The sequence below is a fragment of the Luteolibacter arcticus genome, from assembly GCF_025950235.1.
In the GTDB taxonomy this organism is placed as follows: domain Bacteria; phylum Verrucomicrobiota; class Verrucomicrobiia; order Verrucomicrobiales; family Akkermansiaceae; genus Haloferula; species Haloferula arctica.
This window is the reverse complement of record NZ_JAPDDT010000008.1, coordinates 62,959-79,483: the sequence shown is the minus strand read 5'-3', so window position 1 is coordinate 79,483 and position 16,525 is coordinate 62,959. Positions and strand designations below refer to the sequence as shown.

The 16,525-nt window shown below is 63.4% G+C and carries 8 protein-coding genes; 2 read left to right on the top strand and 6 right to left on the bottom strand.

What is annotated here, in order from left to right; all coding sequences use genetic code 11:
- Nucleotides 1-35: 35 nt before the first annotated feature.
- Together OKA05_RS17870 and OKA05_RS17865 are read right to left on the bottom strand one after the other, a co-directional pair.
- Nucleotides 36-2,816, bottom strand: a complete 2,781-nt coding sequence (locus tag OKA05_RS17870; protein ID WP_264488545.1) for an alpha-L-fucosidase — start codon at nt 2,814-2,816, stop codon at nt 36-38.
- Nucleotides 2,817-2,847: 31 nt separating this feature from the next.
- Nucleotides 2,848-3,645 (bottom strand): LamG-like jellyroll fold domain-containing protein, encoded by a 798-nt coding sequence (locus OKA05_RS17865; protein ID WP_264488544.1) that lies wholly within the window; start codon nt 3,643-3,645, stop codon nt 2,848-2,850.
- Between the two features lie 178 nt (nt 3,646-3,823).
- Between OKA05_RS17865 and OKA05_RS17860 the strand changes: the two genes are divergently transcribed.
- Nucleotides 3,824-4,705, top strand: a complete 882-nt coding sequence (locus tag OKA05_RS17860) for a helix-turn-helix domain-containing protein (protein ID WP_264488543.1) — start codon at nt 3,824-3,826, stop codon at nt 4,703-4,705.
- Nucleotides 4,706-4,741: 36 nt separating this feature from the next.
- Here the strand turns inward: OKA05_RS17860 and OKA05_RS17855 are convergent, their stop codons facing one another.
- The 4 genes from OKA05_RS17855 to OKA05_RS17840 all read right to left on the bottom strand — a co-directional run bounded on the left by OKA05_RS17855 (nt 4,742) and on the right by OKA05_RS17840 (nt 15,367).
- Complete coding sequence (locus OKA05_RS17855; protein WP_264488542.1) at nt 4,742-7,363, bottom strand: DUF5703 domain-containing protein; 2,622 nt, start codon at nt 7,361-7,363, stop codon at nt 4,742-4,744.
- 49 nt (nt 7,364-7,412) lie between these two features.
- Nucleotides 7,413-11,624: a DUF5703 domain-containing protein gene (locus tag OKA05_RS17850; RefSeq protein WP_264488541.1), complete on the bottom strand. Its 4,212-nt coding sequence runs from the start codon at nt 11,622-11,624 to the stop codon at nt 7,413-7,415.
- A 69-nt stretch (nt 11,625-11,693) separates the two neighbouring features.
- Nucleotides 11,694-12,395: a hypothetical protein gene (locus OKA05_RS17845; RefSeq protein ID WP_264488540.1), complete on the bottom strand. Its 702-nt coding sequence runs from the start codon at nt 12,393-12,395 to the stop codon at nt 11,694-11,696.
- 74 nt (nt 12,396-12,469) lie between these two features.
- Nucleotides 12,470-15,367 carry an autotransporter-associated beta strand repeat-containing protein gene (locus OKA05_RS17840; RefSeq protein WP_264488539.1) on the bottom strand — a complete coding sequence of 966 codons (2,898 nt, stop codon included), beginning with the start codon at nt 15,365-15,367 and terminating at the stop codon, nt 12,470-12,472.
- 198 nt (nt 15,368-15,565) lie between these two features.
- Here OKA05_RS17840 and OKA05_RS17835 point away from each other — a divergent pair, with 198 nt between their 5' ends.
- On the top strand, nt 15,566-16,459 hold the full coding sequence (locus OKA05_RS17835; RefSeq protein WP_264488538.1) for a helix-turn-helix domain-containing protein: 894 nt from the start codon (nt 15,566-15,568) through the stop codon (nt 16,457-16,459).
- Nucleotides 16,460-16,525: the final 66 nt, after the last annotated feature.

Sequence of the window (16,525 nt, the reverse complement as noted above, 5' to 3'; positions counted from 1 at the left end):
TTGTCGAGGTCGGGGAATCGAAAGCAGGAGCCGGATCATTCGAGCCGATAGAACCAGGAAGGGAGTTGCGCAGGATCAATCTGCCAGGCGCGCTGGCCCGGCGGGCCGCTCGCGACTTGGACTCCGGCGTGGGCCGGGCTCAGGGAGTCGAACCACTCGTGAAGGTCGAAGGAGTAACGGATCGAGCCGAAGTCACCGCCCGCTTCCAGATTCCACGGGAGCGCAAGCTTCATCATCGCGCCGTCCCGTGTCGGCACCGGCAAGGAGGTGGCAGCGTGAGGATCGCTGCCCAGCACGAACTCCAGCCGGTTGGGCAAGCGATCGCCGTCGGGATCGGCATCCCAATCGGCTTCCAGCAAGATCCCGGAACCAGGAAAGCGTTCGTCCCGCCACGAGGAGAAGGCGTGGCTGGCATCGTGGGCTTGGATTTCCCAGATCGACGGCGCATCGCTGGCCGAGGTGATGACCAGCCGGATCTTCGCACAGTGCTGGCGGGCGAAGTCATGCAGAGAGTGCCGGCGGCAGGTCGTGCCCGTGTGGAAGGTTTGCCAGGCCGCGCCGTCCCAAGCGTCGAGATGGAAGGCTTGGATCCGCCCGACTCCGGCGGCGACTTCAAATTCGTCGATTAGCAGGCGGTCAAAGGAACGCGGCGCGCCGAAGTCGATCTCCACGCTCGCACTGGTCAGGCCCACGGGGCCGCTGGCCCAGCGGGTGCCGGGATCTCCGTCGAGGGCCTTCTGCGGGCCGTGGTTGGCGACGTCATTGTTCCAAACCGCGCTGGCTGTGCCCGTGGCCGCTCCGGTGACATTCTCCGGCAAGGGCATACCGGGATTCAGGCCGAGCCGGTCGCGCAACTGGAAGAGTCCCTGGCGGTCCACCTCGCGAATCACCCCGCTGCGATCCGGCGGCGCATTCAGGATGAGGATATTGTTTTGGGCGGTCGCGGAGTAGTAGTAGTCGGCCAGCGTGGCGAGCGGCTTGGTGGTCGTGTCGCGCGTGTCGTAGAACCAGTAGTTGGCCGAGCTCAGCGTGATGGTGGCCTCGAAGGGCAGATAGTAGTCTTGGCCCTGATGCTTGAAGAGCTTGGGATCGGGAAACTTCGCCAGGTAGGGATCGGCGAGCCGGAAGTCATTGGGGAAATAGCGGATCAGAAACCCCTCCTGCTGGTTGGCCGGCACAATCCCATGCGAGTCCGCATCGGTCGCGGTGCCGACGGTCCAGTTGGTGCTGACCAGGCAACCCGGCTGCAAGCGCTTGGCCAAATCGTAGATCTCGGAGTTCGCCCAGCGGGTGTTTGCCTTGTCCCAGCCGCCATCCAGCCACAGCTCGCAGACCGGACCGTAGTTGCCCAGCAGCTCCGCGAGTTGCCGCAGCATGTACTGGTTGTAGGCAGCATCGTTGCCATAGGCGGGCTCGTGGCGGTCCCACAGCGAGTAGTAGATGCCCAGACCCACGCCATACTTCGCGCAGGCTGCAGCCGCCGCCGCCACCACGTCGGTTGGCACCGGGGACGACGCCACGTCGTAGGTGGTCCATGGCGAGTCCCACATGCAGAAGCCCTCGTGGTGTTTGGCCGTCAGGATGATGTGGCGCATCCCGGCGTCCCTCGCGGTTTTCACCCACTGGTCCACGTCGAGTCCTGTCGGCGCGTAGCTCGATGACGGCTTGGTGCCATCGGTCCACTGCTGGTTGTGGAAAGTATTGATGCCGAAATGGATGAACATCCCGTAGCGGCGATCGATCTGGGATTGCTGGGCAGCGCTCGGTTGGGCCGATGGTGCGGGCTCGACCGCCTCCACCACCTGCATGCCGGTGACCACGGGATCGGGCGTCGCGGCACCGGCCGGACGGGTGATGCGGACAACGGTCTGCGCGGCATCCGCGGTGAAGGCGATCCGGAACGGCGCACTCCCGCCGCCAGCGGGTAGTTCGAGCGGCAGCGCTTGCTCGATCAAAGTGGAAGCACCCGCAACGCCGAGGGTCATCCCAGGCAGCACCGCCTGGCCGGCCCCGGGACTGAGGGTGAAGGTCACCACATGGCGCTTGCCCGCCACGGTAGCGAAAGTCTGCTCCAACAACGTTTGTGCGGGAGGCGTCGGCGGCAGTTCGGCGGCTCCCCACAAAGCATGCAGAATGTCTGCATCGGCGTCGGAGGCCGCGAAGGTCACCACTCGCGCCTCGTCCATTTCACCGTGGAAATAGCCGCTCGAGCTTGGATTCACGGAGAGATGCGGGGAATTGTGAATCGGCGTTCCACTCCAGGTGCCCTTGGCGACGCCGTTGAGGTAGAAGGTGCTGACGCCGGCTTTGCGGACGACGGCGAGATGCACCCAGGTGTTCGGGGAAAAGGATCCTGCGACGCCGTAAGCCGGGCCGATCCAACTTACGTTGTGCGCGCTGGCAGCCCATCCGGAACTTCCGAGCGAAAGCTTCAGCGAAGCGTTGGACGATCCCAAAGTGAACACGTCGGTCGTCCCGGTGATCGATCCCGCCCTGGCGAAAACCCCGAAGCCGAAATTGTCCGCGGGCAAACCGCTGAACACATTGCTCCCGTACCACCCGTCCGCGGCGGTGCTGGCGGTGCTGAGCGCGGCGGTGGATCCGGCGGCCCACATGCCATCGGTCGTAACCTCAGCGGTATTGCCGGAAAGTGCGGTGGCGAAATGCCGGGCTCCTGCGCCGAGATCCAGGGGCAGCTTGTTCGTGCCCAGCGATCCGGCTTCGCCCAAGGGATAGTGCGCGAAGGTCCCAATCGCCCCTGCCGCTACCAACGGCAGCAGCGGAAATAGCAGGGCGATGGCGGCAGAGGATTTCATGAAGTTCTGGCGGATGGGCTCGCGATGGCCCTTAGCGGCGCCGGCGGAGCAGAGTCAAAAAGGCGAGCCCGCCGAGCAGCACACCCGAAGGTTCCGGAACGGCTTGCAGCGCGTTCAGGATGACCGTGGTGCTTTCACCACTGTCGAAGGTGACCACGCGGGCTTCGTCCAAATGGCCGTCGAAGAAGGTCAATCCGCCCGGGTTCACCGAGAGGTGAGCGGCCCCGTTCACAGGCGTCGCACTGGAGGTGCCGGTTTGGGCGACGCCATCGATGTAGAAGGTTGCTGTGCCGCCCGAGCGAACGACCGCCAGATGGACCCACTGATCTGCGGTGAAGGATCCGGCCACCCCGTTCGTGCCGCCGACCCACGCAACGCCGTTGACGCTCGCGGCCCATCCGTTCGAGGCGAGGCTGATTTTGAATGCCCCCGAGCCGGCTGGCGAATTGCTCGCGCTTCCCAAAGTGAACACGTCTCCCTGATTTGCCGCGGCCAGGGACGAGGCACGCGCGTAGACGCCAAAGGCAAAATCGTTCGTGGGGAGCGTGACAAAGTTGGCGCTGTGCCATCCTTCATTGGTGGCACCTGAAGTAATGAGATAGTGGGTCGAGTCGGGAGCAAACACACCCGTCGTCCCCACGGTGGTGGTGCCGCCGCTGATCTGCCCAGTGAAATCCTGCGGAGTGCCCGCGCTGTCCAAGGGCAGATTGTTCGCACCCAGACTTCCGTTCTCGCCCAGATGATACTCAGCGAAGAGCGTTACGGCTGCGGGTGCCGTGGCGGTGCCGACGGCAAGGCACAGGAGGGAGGGGAGGATTGTGGGCTTCATGGGATTTGAATCGACACATTGGCAAGCGCGAGTGGCCTCCCGGGTGCATGGGACAAGATAGCGATCCCCCTCTGCCGGAACAATGGATGCTTCGGCGAAATCTGTGGACTTTTCGGCAACCACCGCTTGAATTCCCGAGTTTCCCACATCCCCTGCCCGCTTGCTGCCCGCAAACCCAATGCAAACCGACGACGCGACCGCCCCGAGTGTCCGCGACCTCAATCGCGGCTGCTACGACAGCCCGCACTCCGGCGTGGGCATGGAATTCGATCCGCTTGAGCTGGCCAATCCCGGTCGCCGTGTCGTGCTCCACGAGTGTGGATTTCTCCGCAGCCTCGACTGGTGGATGTTTCCCAACACCGTCAGCCCGTTCTGGCGGCTCTACTACAATTCCGTCGCCGGCCACCAAGTGGTCTTCCCCGGCCATACGGTGGCGCTCGAGCCAGGCCACGTCGTTCTGATCCCCGAAGGCAACTCCTTCGACAGCCGCGGCGACACACCGGTGAATCACTTCTGGCTCACCTTCAGCTTGTGCTTCGCGGTCCGCCGGCCGGGGCCCATCGTGGTGCCGGCGGACCGTGAAGCGATTGCCGAGATCGGCCGCATCTCCGCGGCCTTTGACGGCATCGGCCGGGGCGATCGTCTGCTGGCCTACCACGGCTCCCAAGCGCTGCTCCATCGTCTCGTCGTGGAGATCCGGGAACACCTGTGGCCGGGCGAGCGCTCGATCGCGCTGGCTCGCGCGGTTCACGAAATGCGCCGCCGCTTCGCCGAGCCGATCCACATCCCCGACATCGCCGCCTACGCCGGCTTGAGCCAGCGGTCGCTGAGCGATCACTTCCAGAAGGAGTACCACTGCTCGCCGGGCCACTTCCTCAACAAGCTCCGCATCGGCGAGGCCGCCGGAATGTTGGTACGCACCAGTGCCAGCCTCGATACCATAGCGCAGGCGACCGGCTTCGCCGACCGCTTCTACCTGTCCCGGGTCTTCAAGCGCATGACGGGCAAGACACCTGCAAGCTACCGCAAGCAACACGCACGAACTCCGACGGAAGCGTGACCCGGCGCTTCAGCAACTCGTTCCTCCTTCCGTGAGCTACTTTGCCAGCAATTGAAACTCCTCGATGTTTGCATTGTCGGTGAGCTTTCGAAGATGAAGCCGGAAGACACGTGCCGTTGTAACGGGAAACGACAATTCCCTATGCCGTCCAATCGTGGTGCCGGTCGCCACGGCGAGCCACGAACCGTCCGCCTGTTGGGCCTCGATGGCGAACTCCGCGGTGGACGCGTAGGAGAGCTCTTTGACGATGGCGCGTGAGATGGCGGTGGGTGCTCCAAGGTCCACTTCGAGCCAAGCCTCGCGCGCGCCCTCTCCCCCTCCCCAGCGGGTCGCCTCGTCGCCGTCCACGGCCTTGGCAGCTTCGTAGCCAGCCCGATGGTAGGTCGCGGAGGCACGGACAGTCTTGCCTTGGGACACCGGAGGCTCCGGCAACTTCTTGAGCGGGAAGATCTCGATGTCACCGCGGCGGGACTTCGGAATGACCTCGTCGATGACGACCTTGCCGCCATCGACCCGGCCGCTGACCGTCGTCTGATACGGTGCGTGGAGCTTGAAGGAGCAGTTCCACTCGGCGGGCCATGCCGGTCCTAACAGGATGCGCTTGCCGTCGGTCTGCATCAGCATCTCCTGGAGCGCGATCATCGCGACACCGCCATGGTCCATGTCAGGAGTGTGGCAAAAGCCGTCGGTGCCGTTTCCGTAGTGGACATGATAGAAGGTGGGGAACCGATAGCCGGAGTGCCGGAATTTCCTCACGGTCGAAGACGCGGCCTGGGTGGTCAGCCCCATGCGGGCGAGGTTGATGGCAGTCTGATACCAGCATTGCTCCTGCTGCTGGACGGCGGCATTGATCGGACTGAGTTCCCAGGTGTTCAGGGCCAGGCTCATGTCGCTGCGACCGAGGGAAAGGATCGAGAACGGAAAGCAGACATCCATCTGGGGAAACTCCATGTTGCCGTTCTGGAACACCGACTCCCACGACCTGGCAGCGGCGAAGAATTTCCTGCCGTCCTTTTCCACCACTGCGAACTCGGGGATGCGCTTGCGGAAGCCTTCAACGAAGGAACGCTGGCTGGTGGACAAGCGTCCGTTAGGGAGCGCAAGCAGCTCGCGGGTGAGCGCGGTGAGTCCGGCGATGACGTCGGTGTTGTTGGTGCATCCGTGGTAGGTCTCGCGAGCGCTTGACGGGTAGATCACGAGGCGGCCGTTTTCATCGAGCGGCTTGCCCGTCCGCTCGCGGGTCGCTTTCTTATAGTAGTTGTCGAAGTAAGCAATGATGCCGAGCGCGGGCTCAATGTAGCCGGGGAACGCCTTGCCGGTGTAGCGCTCCATTTCCAGCGCCATGAGCGCGAAGTCCATGTTGGACGTGTAATCGTGGTGGAGGTGGCCAGGCGAGGAACGCCCTTGAGCCGTGGTGCCGATGGCATCGAGACCGAAGACGCTGAGCGGTTCCGGATAGGTGACGCCCTCGACGTCCCAGAATTTTGTCGCATGCCGGCGGCGCAGTTCGGTGCAGTCGCGGTAGAAATCGGTGCCTACCTTGAGCAGGTCGAAATCCCCTGCACGAAGCATCGGCCAATACACCAGCCGCTGGTTCTGTCCCATGAACTGGCAGCCGTCCCATGTGCGGCCGTCCGGATTGCCGGAGCAGGCAAAAACGCCGCCGTTGAAAAGGGTCATCGCACGCCCCGATGGATTGGCGGCCATCGTGTAGCGGACGAGCTGATAGTTCCGGCTTGCCTGCCACGGCAGATCCTTACTGCGGTCCTGGGAGGCATCCGCAGCGATCGAGATGTGGCTGCGGTCCCAGAAGCCTTTCCACCAGTCCAATGCAACCGCACGGGCCTTGACTCGTGACGCCGCCGCTTGTTGGCCGGACTTGGCGAGCGCCGACTTCCACGCGGCCAAGGAGGCATCCTGCTCCATCCGCAAGGTAAACGTGAGATCGAGCTTGGCCACGGGAGCCACGGTGGCCACGGCAGTGACCTGCGTGTCCAAGCCGTTGAACTTCCCCTGCGCGGGCGGCACCGCCACCATGCCGGGAGCATCGAGTCGTCCACCGAGCGTGAGCTTCGAAAGCGGATCCAGGACGTGTTTCGCAAAGTCCTCCACACCCTGCGCCTTCATGTCGCGTAGCCGGCGCGGATTCTCCTCTGGCAAACGCTTGACCCACTCGAAGCCGCCCTTGTGGTGAGCCGCCTGATAGCCGGACCACGTTTCATAGGAAGCCGTGAGCGTGCGCGGGACCTCGGACTGAATGCCCACGTGGATGACCGGTTGGTCCACCTCGCACCACAACGTGGCGGTCACCGCTTCACCGGATGGAGCACGACCGCTCACCACCACCTCGCTTTCACGAAGGCGGAGTTCCTGGCGGAAGTCTTTGGCAAAGACCTCGTGATCGAAGTGCACGCGGATAAGCCCGAGCTTCACCTGCATCCCATTTTCATTCATGCAGTTCGGACTGCCGATGAGGAACAGCAGATCGTTGCCCTCCACCCACACGTTGAGCCCGAGATTGCCGCCAGACAACGGCATCGAATCGGCGGAGCTCTTGCTCGGGCTATCCCATACGACGTTGTAGCCGGCCAAGGGATCATCCGCCGCGAAAAGGGCACCAGCGGCGACAAGGAAGACCGCGGTAAATCGCATCCTCATGAGTCTCGCCATAACGTGTCGAAAGCAAGGCACCTTTCCTCCTGACATGCTAAGGCTGGCTAAAGCGCAGGCGCATGAAGCGCCGGTTGCCGGCACTCGCGGGCACGCTATCGCGAACCCGGAATTCCGTGGGCGTATCGATCTCCACCACCAGCCCGCTTGAAGACCACGACCCTGCGTTCTCCAAAGTTGCGGTGGCCTCACCCTTGATCGAAACGCCGGAGGCAGTCGGGTCGCGATGGACTGTAAGCCGGAGGTAGGTTTCCTCACCCACGGTTGCCAAGTCGAACTCGACCGGACTCGGATTGCCAACGAGCGAGTCCAGTCCAAGCGCGTATTCGATCAGATTGACCAAGCCGTCGCCATCGGGGTCGGCATCGGCAGCCCAGGCCGCGGGGTCGGCGAGGTCCTCACCCGAGAACTCTTCCAAGCGCTGCGCGTCATAGGCAGACACCGTGGCGCTGCCGGAAAGATGGACTGGCACGTCGGACATCAGGACCAGGTCGTTGGCGCGGGAGGGGGGGGTGACCTCGAGTTGGTCGAGCGTGCCATTGCGGAAGCGACCGGAAACGACCGTGGCCCTCGGCGCGTGGAACTTGAAGGAGACATCCCAGTCCGTGGGCCACGCGGGCAGCAGGAAGATCTTTTCGCCCATCGTCTGGAAGGCCATGAACTGCGCGGTGTTCAGGACGTTGGCCCCGTGGTCGCCATCAGGCACCGAGTCGTAGATCTGGCCCCACATCGCGGGCAGGCGGTAGCCGCTGCTGAAAAGACGGGCGTTGCTGGTCAGCGCGTACTTGGCGTCGTCGGTCCGCCCCAACACGCTCGCGACCAGCGGCGTCGTCTGCCAGCCGGAGAAGCTGTGCGAATAGAGGGGGCCACCGATGACAAACGGCTTGTAGAGACCATAGCCGAGGCTGATCTGCTCGAAGGTGTCGTTGGCGATCAGCCGGTTGGTTGGCACACCGATTCCGGTGAGGCGGAACGGGTAGGTCGCATAGTGTTCGGGCTCCTCGACGTTCGTGCGGGAATTGCTGAAGGCTTGAGCCGGAGCGAAAATCGTTTTGTCATTGAAAGTCCGCAGCGGCAGCGGCGGAGTGATGGCCTTCGAAGCGGCGAAGGCAACGGCCTGCTGTGGGGTGAGAAGGCCTTCCGGCAGCGCCAGGATTCGATCCAGCACCGCCGTCATGCCGGCCACCACCGGCATCGAATTGGTGGTGTCCTGGAAGCTTTCCAGCGACTGGATCGGGTTCATGCTGACCTTGCCCGCGATCCGTGCGGGATAGCGGGTTTCGATGAAGCGGAAGAGGTCCGCGGCATACGGCAGGATCTTGGCTTGCAGGAAGGCGGTGTCACCCGAGTGGTCGTAGGCATCCAGCATCATCGCCAGCAGCTCCAGCCCGGGCGAAATGGTGAGTGCCCCACCGTAGCGGTTGGAGGTCCACCAATTGGGCACCCCGCTGCGGTTGTAGCCATAGATTCCGCCGGGAGTGAGACCGAAGGAGGTCGTCATCTCGTTGTTGAACTGCCCTTCCGTCGCCGCCCCGTGCCATGCCTGGGCACGACCGCGGTTGAGAGCTTGGAAGCGATCATAGTAGTCGAAGAAGGGCTGCATGAAATCCAGCTCGCCGCGGGCAGGCATGGACAGGTAGTTGAGCCGGGTGTTCTGATAGAAATACGTGTGGTCCCAGTTGCGGAAGTCGGGATTGTTGGAAATCGTGATCGGGCTGGTGTTGGGATTCACCGTCCACAGCGAGCCATTGAACATGATCGGAAAGTTACCGCGCGCACCGCAGGCGCTCATCCACTTGGTCAAGACGTAGCCGCGGGTGACGACCGACGGGGTCCCTTCACCGGAGCCCGGCGTCGAGCCGTCCACTTGCGCCACCAGGCTGCCGTTGACGTATTGCGCGCGCGCCTTGGTGACGTTGTCGTAGGTCGTGACCACATGGACCCAGGTGCCGGTCGCAATCGCGTTCCCCCCGGTGTTCACCAGATCGAATCCGTTGTAGAACCGCAGCGCCCGCCCTGGATACAGGTCGAGAAGGTAACCGTTCTGCGAGTTGGCGGTGACCTTGTCAAAGAGCCGGCCCGTGTTCGGCTCGCCTGCATCCAGATAGACCCACGCTTCCATGGTCGCACCGGCGGCGGGCTCGAATCGATCATCATCGGGGGCTTGAAAATGTCCGCCGTCAAAGCGGGCATGGCTGACCGCGCCACCCGGAACGGGATTGATGGTCCCGGTTGTCGTGAGGTCCAGCCCGGTGCCGAGTCTCCCTTGGCAAACGCCACCGCTGGTGGTGCCCAGCAACCAACTTGCCGACAGCCCGTTGATCACCGTGACATCGGAATCCGGGGCACCGGTGGCCAGCGCGGTGATCTCGGCGGGAGTCAACACGCGCTGATAGAAACTGGCGCGCGCCATCGCTCCGGAGAAAGGGCTGCCGCCATTGGAATCGGCACCGAGACGGAGGGGCAGGTTGTTCCATCCCATCGGCTGCGCATCCGGCGGACCGTCGCCGGTGGTGAAAAGCCAACTGCGGTTCCAGTAGTCGTGCCACCATTGCTCGGTGCGCTGCAGGGCCGCCGTCGCGCTTGGAGCTGCGTTCTTGATCGCTGCCACCTCGCCGAGCCATGCGGCCGCGCTGGCGGACTGTGCGGCGTGGGTGGTGATGGCAAGATCGAAGCTGCTTACCGGCGCAGTGGTGAGCAGGGAGCTGCCGCCATTCACCGTCGCCCCGGTGAGATCCATGCGCCCACCGAAGGTGAGGTTGGAAAGCGGATCGGGAATGTCCGCGAGGTAGGGAGTCATGAACTGGACTTGCGCGAGTTGCGCCACGCAGGACCAGGCATTGCGATGGTAGAAGGCGAGGTGGTTACTACCGCTGACATCCACCACGTCGGCGGACTCGTAGAGATTCGGGAAGCCGGATCCGGCAAGGGGCGAGGAGCCGGAATTGCCGGTGTAGTCCTGGGTACGCCACGTCTCGTAGCTGGCACGCACGGTGACCGGCGCGGCGGAGCTTCCCTTCACATGAACGGTATCGCTCCCGGAATCCACGAAGACCTGCAGCGTCACACGGCTCGCCTCCGGACCCGCGCTGATCTCGACGAGGCCATCGCGCAACCGGAGCTCCTGGCGGAATGGCTGGCCGGAGGCGAAGGGATTGGGCGAGAGATTGAGGCGGACTTTTCCAAGCTTCACCAGACGGTCCAATTCGGTGCGGCTGTCAGAGCGGGAAAGGTAGAACTGGAGGTCGCCATTAGCCTCCACCCACAGCATCAGGCCAACCTCGCCATTGCCGATCGGCATCGCCCCGCGGTCATTGCCGCTGGGCGTGTTCCAGATCGGATTGTAGAGGTCCAGCGCCACCGCGGGATCGATTGGATCGACGACCGTGATTCGCGCGGCCTCGCTGGTCACGCTGTCCAACGGGTTGGTCACCGTCACGGTGTAGTCGCCAGCATGGGTGGCGGTGACATTTGTTAGAACCAGCGTTGCCGCGGTCGCACCATCCACGGGCTCGTCATCGTGAAACCACTGGTAGCTCAGCAGCCCGCTTCCAGAGACACTCACCGCCAGGCTTACCGTGTCTCCCAACGCGATCGATTGGGACTGGGGTGCCGCCGTAATGGCCGGCGGCGACGGCGTCAGATCGCGGAGCTGGATGGCATTGATCTGGGTGGATGCATTGCCGGTGAGGGTGATCGTTTGCGTGGCAGCGTTCGCGGTGAAGGTGCCGATGGTGAACTGCCCCACGCCTCCCGCCACGTTGGCGGCGGCGTTGCTGTAGTTCAGCGTCACGGTGTTTCCCCCGCTGCTCACGGTTTCGCTGCGAGCCGGACCATAGGTTCTGGAGTCCACCACCCAGAGTTGGACCTCGTAGTTCCGGCCGCTCACCAGGTTGTTGAGCGTCACCGTGCAGGGCACCCCCGTGGCGGCGTAGCGTCCGCCATCCAGGATCGACTTGTAAGCGGTACTCAGTCCTCCGGCGGGCAAGGTGGCTCCCGCGCTCGAAACAAAGGTGCCGAAGGAAGCGCCGCTGCTCCAGACCGGCGTGACCCCGCTTCCCACGGCCGTGAAGGCAACCCCGTTCACGGTCTGGCTGCTGCCATTCCAACCGTAAGCGAAGACGGGGCTACCGTTCACCGAAACGTCCGCGTCGGACGCGATGGTGGCAGGCGCGTTCCAGTTGATCGATGCGCCGGGACAGAGGGCGCTCAGGAGCAGAAGACACGCAGATGGGATCAGGAGTCGCATGAAAAAAAGGTGGCGACGGGCACGGGCTTGCCGCGCCCGGATGGGTTATGGATACGAATCAAAGCCGGCTCAGATCCGGCGGCGGCGTAGCAAGGCGAGCACGCCGAACGCGCCAAGGACAGCAGCTCCGGCCTCGGGAATCGCCCGGACTTGCAGGGCGTTGTATTGGGACGTTTCGTTACCTTGCACGGAAAAGGTGAGGCTCGTCGTGTCGGCGGTCCAAACACCAATCACCCATTGCCCGTGAACTGGACCGTTGGAATCCAGGAAGGACAAGGTGGGAGTATTGACGTTGGTGTTCCCACCCCCGGTGGCGCTGATGGTTTCCGTACGGTCATTGGGAAAACCCCGGTAATCGTTCACCCAGAACTGGAGCTCATACTGCTGCCCCAATGTCAGGTTGCCCAAGGTGAACGTGATGGCTGCGGCACCGGAGCCGAAGCGGGAATTGTTGAGAATGGCCGCGTAGTTGGAGCCATCCGGCCCACCCACCGTGATCGGGGCGAAACCTGCGGCAGTACTGGTCGCAGTATCCGCAAACGTGATGGCCCAGTTGGAATTGTTATAGCCGAAGTTTGCCCCGTTGACCATGGCGGTGGCTCCCGGATAGGCCACGGCGATGTTCCGGCCAAAGACCTGGGTCCCATTCGTGCTGACGTCATCGCTCCCTGAAATGGTGACGGGTGTGTCCCACACGATGGCGGCGGCATGGAGAGGGCAGCCCATGGAAAGGGCCATCAGCGCGCCAAGCGTGAGCGAGTTTCGTTTCACGGTGTCGGCAAACGGACGAAGATTCATTTTCAATTTCAGTCTGCGTTGAGGAGGCAATGAGAAGTTACGTGGCATCAGGGGGCTTCGGCTTGGGCGCGCAGGAAGCCCTTGCCGACCAAGCCTTCGGAGCCGGTCAGCTTGAAGGTGCGGTACTCCCAGCCACCTTCCGTGATGTCAGGCAGGCCGGTCTGGGCCGGTGTGAGGGCCGGCACGACCTCATTCACCGCAGCGGTAAAAGCGGTCAGATTGGTGCTGCCCTGGATCGTGTAGGTCACGCCATCCACGGTCGCGGTAAGCGACGGGCTACCGGTGAACGCCGCGCCGGATCGCACCGCCACGGTGTAGTTGAGTTCCTTGCTGCCGTTGGAGTTGGTGTCGATTGCCAAGCCCTTGGCCGGACCACGATCACTGCCGCTGGTCGGATCTCCCATGAAGGCGAATTCGTCGAGATTGCTCATGCCATCGTCATCCGGATCGGCACCCGGCAAGGCATCGTCACCGCTGAGAGATGGGTAGCTGGTGGAAATCCAGGATTGGAAGGGACTCACGACCACCTGCTCCACGACCAAGGTCACCGTGGACGATTCCGCATCATGGGCCAGATGCCCGGTGACACCGCTGGGCAAGGGGGCAAGGGCGAAGGCCGCGTAGCCCGCTCCGCCAATCTCGGTCCCAGTCTGGTACCAAATCAGCGGGAAGGTCCCGACCGTGAAGTTGCCACTGACCTTGAGGGTCACTGTTCCCGCGGTGGTCAGGGTTTGGATGGCATCCACCGCCGCGTTGCCACTTTCGCTGTCGAAATTATCCAGCGAGAGCGTGGTTCCAGCGGCGAGGTCGAGGTGCTGGACGTCCCACTTGGTGCCGGGTGCGAGACCAATGGCGAGCTCGCCGCCGGTGACGGCGGTGGTGCCGGCATAGGAGTTGTTGGCGGTGAGCGTCAGCTTGCCGGGCCCCATCTGGGTGAGGCCCCCGGTACCGCCGATGTTCCCTCCGCTGAAATGCGTGCCCTGGCTGATGGCGTCGGAGCGGTTGAAAGCGAGCGTGCCATTGGTAACGATCCCGCTGCCAGTGGCAAGCGATCCGGTGGTGCCGCCGTTGCCAATCTGCAAGGTGCCGCCGTTGATCGTGGTGGTGCCGGTGTAGGTATGGGTCCCCGTGAAAATCTGCGTGCCGGTGCCAGCCTTGGTGAGCGCCAGCAGACCGCCTGAAGCAATGGTTCCACTGAAGGTGCCGGAGCCATCGGCCACGCCGACGTTGACGGTTCGTCCGCCGCTGGGCGCATAGCTGTTGATGATCGAACCGCTGCCGGTCAAGGCGTCCACCCAGATATTCTCGGCAGGCAGGTCGATGGTTGCCCCGCTGGCGAGATTCATGGATGCCAGGTTGCCCGTCCAACTGTTCTGGTGGCTGCCGGTGCTAACGACGCCTTCCTGGACATCGATCAAGCCGCCTGCGCCCATCGCGATTCCCACCCTGCCCGCATTGCCGAGCATCCAGGTGCCCGCACCGGTTTTGACCAAGGTGCCGGTGCCGGTGATGTTGAACGAGTTCGGGGCTAGCACCTCCGAGGCAACCTCGGCGACAAAGGCCGCGCCGCTGGCAATGTCCACCGAGCTCCGGTGGCTGGCCAGGTTGGTGACCGTCAGGGTGCCAGCCTCCACGCTGCTCGCGCCTGTGAAAGTGTTGGGTCCGGTGAGTTCCAAGTTGCCGTTGCCGGACTTGGCCAAGCCGTGCGTTCCCGCGACGACGGTATCGATGGTCGTGGTGCCGTTGTTGACGGCCACCGAAGAAGTGACGCTACCCGTGTCAAGCGTGAGCGCGCCACCCGAGCCGCTGGTCACTTGCCAGTCGTGGCTTGATCCCGTGTCGCCGAAGACCAGGTGACCGATGGTGCGGGCTCCGTCCAAAGTGACAGTCGCGTCGGCCGGGAGTGCCAGCGTGCTGAAATCGGCGGTGCCGCCGAAAGGAATCGTGCCGCCCTGCCAGTTGCCCGTGGCACCCCAGGAGCCGCCCGTCGCTTGCGTCCAGACTCCGGAAGAAGTCGCGAGCGTAGTATAGGAAGCGCTGCTCGCCGAGCTGTCGGCCCAACCGTCCACATGGCCGATCGCTTGGATCGTCATGGTCGTGCCGGCCGGGACGTTGACCGCCACGGGGCTGGTCCCGGAAGGCGAGGCAATCGTCGGAGCGCTGCCGTCGGTGGTGTAGTGAATCGTAGCCCCCTCGGAGGCGCAGCTGATCGTCACGGTCTGTGCCCCGACATAGGTTCCCGCGACGGGATTGAAGGTGGGCGGGAGCGCCACTTCGCCCACGCCCAGATCCCGGTACTGGAAGGCATTGAGCTGGGTGTTGAACGCGCCGCCGCTTGGATTCGTGTTGCGCATCGTGATCGCCTGGGTGGGGGCGTCCGCGATGAACGTGCCGGTTAGCATAAGGTAGCCCCAAGGCCCGCCGCCGGGGCTGAAGGCGAATTGGTTCGGGCTGCCCCCGTCCACGATGACCTTGAAGCCATCTTGGGCCGTGCGGAGATCCGCGAGGAAAAGCTGGACCGCGTAGCTATGACCCACCGTCAGATTGAACAGGTTGAGCGTCCCCACATTGCTGGTGCCGTTGCCATACTTGCCGGTGCTCAACCACGTGTTGTCACTGTGCACCGGCGCGGCTCCGCTGGTGCTGTAGTAGCCCCCGAAGTTATTTCCCCAGGTGACGCTGGGCACACTCCAATTGCAGGTACTCAGGCTGATGTTGCCGTTGCCGGCGGCAAACGGGACGCCGTTCACGGTGGCACCGGTGCCGCCCACATCGACCGCGGCGACCAAGGTACCGGCCGTGGAAACGCCGGTCACATCCGCGGGTTGGGCGAGATCGGCGTGGCCGACCGCTTGGGCCGACCAGTTGACAGGAGCCGCCGTAACGAAGGGCGATAGCGCCAACGGGGCGAACAGGGAGAGCAAGTGAAGACGGAGGTTTTTCATAAGCCGGGAAACGAGGTTTTCGGGGAAGCCCAAGCGATGGGAAGGGGCATGCGGTCATTCGCCGCAAAACGGCGATCTCATGGACTACAACTTCCTGAAGACTAGCTCTCGACAGCCTGATCCCATAGATGTTTTCAGCCTTCGAAAGCGCATGGTTTATCCTTGTGGAAGGACCGAACCCCGCAATAATGCCAACGAATGCGCAATCCCGAGAGCTTCTGCCATGTGCTTCCGGTGCCGCAGCGGGCCTTTCACGCGCCCTTGTACGTGACCAACGTCGGCATCGAGCACATTGGGCCAGGACAGGTTTACCCGGAGCTGAAACCCGCGGTGTATTTCTTCTCCTGGGAGGAGGGACGCACCCTTCCCGAGTTCTGTCTGGCCCTGTGCATGGAGGGCTCTGGAAATCTGGAGACGAAGAAAGGCCGCCAAACCCTCCACAGCGGCGAGGCCTTCCTATTCAGGCCGGGCGAGTGGCACCGCCACCGCCCCGCCAAGGCCGAGGGTTGGACCCTCTGCTGGCTTGGCTTCAACGGGGATCTTCCGCACCGGTGGATGAACGAGGACGCGTTCGCCATGAACGGCAACAAGCCCCTCATCGAGTTCCGGGAATTGTTCATCCAGCAGTTCGAGCGGATGCTCTTCACCACTCACCGGGCCCCCACCCGGAATTCCGAAGAACTGGCGTGGCAGGCGATTGGTCTGCTTTCCCACTTCATCATCGACCGTCATGCGGAATCGCCCATACCGGAGCATCGCTCGAAGGACGTCGTCAGCCGGGCCGTCGAGTTCATCTGGAATCACACCCACACCGGCCTGAGCGTGTCCGATGTGGTGCAGCACGTGGGCTGCAGCCGCCGGACCCTGGAAACCCGCTTCAAGCTTTCCATGGAGAAGACGGTGCTGGACGAGATCCTGACCTGTTGCACCGAACGGGCCCTGCATCTGCTGAAGTCCACCAATCTGCCGATCAAACAGATCGTCTTGCGCTCCGGCTTCCAAAGCCGCGAACAGATGCGCCTGGTTTTCCACAAGTTGTTAGGCAAAGCCCCCCGCGATTTCCGGCCCGCCTCCAAGAAGGCAAGTCCTTAGCCGTCCGGGCAACACTTCACGTTGCAGGGAAACCTGTTAGAAAAATTTCGGCAGGCGGGGTGCAAG

Excerpts from the sequence above, each read along its gene's own strand:
- OKA05_RS17870 (WP_264488545.1), bottom strand. The coding sequence starts at position 2,816 with ATGAAATCCTCTGCCGCCATCGCCCTGCTATTTCCGCTGCTGCCGTTG.
- OKA05_RS17865 (WP_264488544.1), bottom strand. The coding sequence starts at position 3,645 with ATGAAGCCCACAATCCTCCCCTCCCTCCTGTGCCTTGCCGTCGGCACC.
- OKA05_RS17860 (WP_264488543.1), top strand. The coding sequence starts at position 3,824 with ATGCAAACCGACGACGCGACCGCCCCGAGTGTCCGCGACCTCAATCGC.
- OKA05_RS17855 (WP_264488542.1), bottom strand. The coding sequence starts at position 7,363 with ATGAGGATGCGATTTACCGCGGTCTTCCTTGTCGCCGCTGGTGCCCTT.
- OKA05_RS17850 (WP_264488541.1), bottom strand. The coding sequence starts at position 11,624 with ATGCGACTCCTGATCCCATCTGCGTGTCTTCTGCTCCTGAGCGCCCTC.
- OKA05_RS17840 (WP_264488539.1), bottom strand. The coding sequence starts at position 15,367 with ATGAAAAACCTCCGTCTTCACTTGCTCTCCCTGTTCGCCCCGTTGGCG.
- OKA05_RS17835 (WP_264488538.1), top strand. The coding sequence starts at position 15,566 with ATGCGCAATCCCGAGAGCTTCTGCCATGTGCTTCCGGTGCCGCAGCGG.